Origin of the sequence: Pararhodobacter zhoushanensis (assembly GCF_003990445.1) — a bacterium.
Taxonomy (GTDB): Bacteria; Pseudomonadota; Alphaproteobacteria; order Rhodobacterales; family Rhodobacteraceae; genus Pararhodobacter; species Pararhodobacter zhoushanensis.
The window spans coordinates 1-2,500 of sequence record NZ_REEZ01000021.1 but is presented as its reverse complement, the minus strand read 5'-3'; the positions used below and the strand labels follow the sequence as shown (position 1 = coordinate 2,500).

The 2,500-nt window shown below is 54.1% G+C and carries 1 tRNA gene and 2 rRNA genes (1 of these 3 cut by a window edge); all 3 read left to right on the top strand.

Annotated elements, in window-relative coordinates:
* Positions 1 to 2,158 (top strand): 23S ribosomal RNA (locus EAE28_RS23435) (it extends 673 nt beyond the left edge of the window).
* Positions 2,159 to 2,242: 84 nt separating this feature from the next.
* Positions 2,243 to 2,357 (top strand): 5S ribosomal RNA (gene rrf / locus EAE28_RS23430).
* Between the two features lie 66 nt (positions 2,358 to 2,423).
* A tRNA-Met gene (locus tag EAE28_RS23425) sits at positions 2,424 to 2,500 on the top strand.

Here is a 2,500-nt window from a genome sequence, read left to right as displayed (position 1 = left end):
ACTTAGTTAGATGGATCAGACCCGAAACCGAGTGATCTAGGCATGAGCAGGATGAAGGTAAGGTAACACTTACTGGAGGTCCGAACCCACATCCGTTGAAAAGGATCGGGATGACTTGTGCCTAGGGGTGAAAGGCCAATCAAACTCGGAGATAGCTGGTTCTCCGCGAAATCTATTTAGGTAGAGCGTCAGACGAATGCCTCGGGGGGTAGAGCACTGCATGGGTGATGGGGTCCCACAGACTTACTGAGCCTAAGCAAACTCCGAATACCCGAGAGTACTATCTGGCAGACACACGGCGGGTGCTAACGTCCGTCGTGAAGAGGGAAACAACCCTGACCTACAGCTAAGGCCCCCAATTCATGGCTAAGTGGGAAAGCATGTGGGACGACCAAAACAACCAGGAGGTTGGCTTAGAAGCAGCCATCCTTTAAAGATAGCGTAACAGCTCACTGGTCTAGATAAGTTGTCCTGCGGCGAAGATGTAACGGGGCTCAAGCCATGAGCCGAAGCTTAGGGTGCACGTAAGTGCGCGGTAGCGGAGCGTTCTGTTCAGTTCTCCTTGCTTCTTTTGCGCCTCAGGGCGCACCGGAAGCATCGGAGACGGCTTTGAAGCCGGCCCGTGAGGGACCGGTGGAGCGTTCAGAAGTGAGAATGTTGACATGAGTAGCGACAAAGAGGGTGAGAGACCCTCTCGCCGAAAGTCCAAGGGTTCCTGCTTAAAGCTAATCTGAGCAGGGTAAGCCGGCCCCTAAGGCGAGGCCGAAAGGCGTAGTCGATGGGAACCAGGTTAATATTCCTGGGCCGTGAGGTGGTGACGGATCTCGAAGGTTGTTCTTCCTTATCGGATTGGAAGGGCCGCTTAGAGGTTCCTGGAAATAGCCCCTCTATAAGACCGTACCCGAAACCGACACAGGTGGACTGGTAGAGAATACCAAGGCGCTTGAGAGAACCATGTTTAAGGAACTCGGCAAAATACCTCCGTAAGTTCGCGAGAAGGAGGCCCGGTTCGTACGCAAGTATGGGCCGGGGGCACAAACCAGGGGGTGGCGACTGTTTACTAAAAACACAGGGCTGTGCGAAGCCGTAAGGCGACGTATACAGTCTGACGCCTGCCCGGTGCTGGAAGGTTAAAAGGAGAGGTGCAAGCTTTGAATTGAAGCCCCAGTAAACGGCGGCCGTAACTATAACGGTCCTAAGGTAGCGAAATTCCTTGTCGGGTAAGTTCCGACCTGCACGAATGGCGTAACGACTTCCCCGCTGTCTCAAACATGGACTCAGCGAAATTGAATTGTGTGTCAAGATGCACACTACCCGCGGTTAGACGGAAAGACCCCATGCACCTTTACTCCAGCTTTGCACTGGCATCAGGATTGTGATGTGCAGGATAGGTGGTAGGCATCGATACCGGGACGCCAGTTCCGGTGGAGCCTCCCTTGAGATACCACCCTTCGCACTCTTGATGTCTAACCGCGGCCCGTCATCCGGGTCCGGGACCATGCATGGTGGGGAGTTTGACTGGGGCGGTCGCCTCCCAAACAGTAACGGAGGCGCGCGAAGGTTGGCTCAGACCGGTCGGAAATCGGTCGTTGAGTGCAATGGCATAAGCCAGCCTGACTGCAAGTCTGACACGACGAGCAGAGACGAAAGTCGGCCATAGTGATCCGGTGGTCCCACGTGGGTGGGCCATCGCTCAACGGATAAAAGGTACGCTGGGGATAACAGGCTGATGATGCCCAAGAGTCCATATCGACGGCATCGTTTGGCACCTCGATGTCGGCTCATCTCATCCTGGGGCTGAAGTCGGTCCCAAGGGTATGGCTGTTCGCCATTTAAAGAGGTACGTGAGCTGGGTTTAGAACGTCGTGAGACAGTTCGGTCCCTATCTGCCGTGGGTGTAGGAGACTTGAGAAGAGTTGCCCCTAGTACGAGAGGACCGGGGTGAACGGACCACTGGTGGACCAGTTATCGTGCCAACGGTAGTGCTGGGTAGCTATGTTCGGACAGGATAACCGCTGAAGGCATCTAAGCGGGAAGCCCCCTTCAAAACAAGGTCTCCCTTGAGAGCCGTGGTAGACCACCACGTCGATAGGCCGGAGATGTAAGTGCAGCAATGCATTCAGTTGACCGGTACTAATGGCTCGATTGGCTTGATCTGATCCAGTAAAAGCAAGACTGGATCAAAAGCTAAATAGACAAAAGACAGTTGCGTAAGCAGCCGATGGTTCTGTTTCTTCTCTGGTTTGGTGGCAATAGCGATGGCTAAACACCCGATCCCATCCCGAACTCGGCAGTTAAGGGTCGTCACGCCGATGGTACTGCGTCTTAAGACGTGGGAGAGTAGGTCACCGCCAAACCTGACAAGAAACAGAAAATAATCTCTCATCAACGATAAAAACTACAAACCGAACAGACAAACCCGGCGCGGGGTGGAGCAGCCCGGTAGCTCGTCAGGCTCATAACCTGAAGGTCGTAGGTTCAAATCCTACCCCCGCAACCA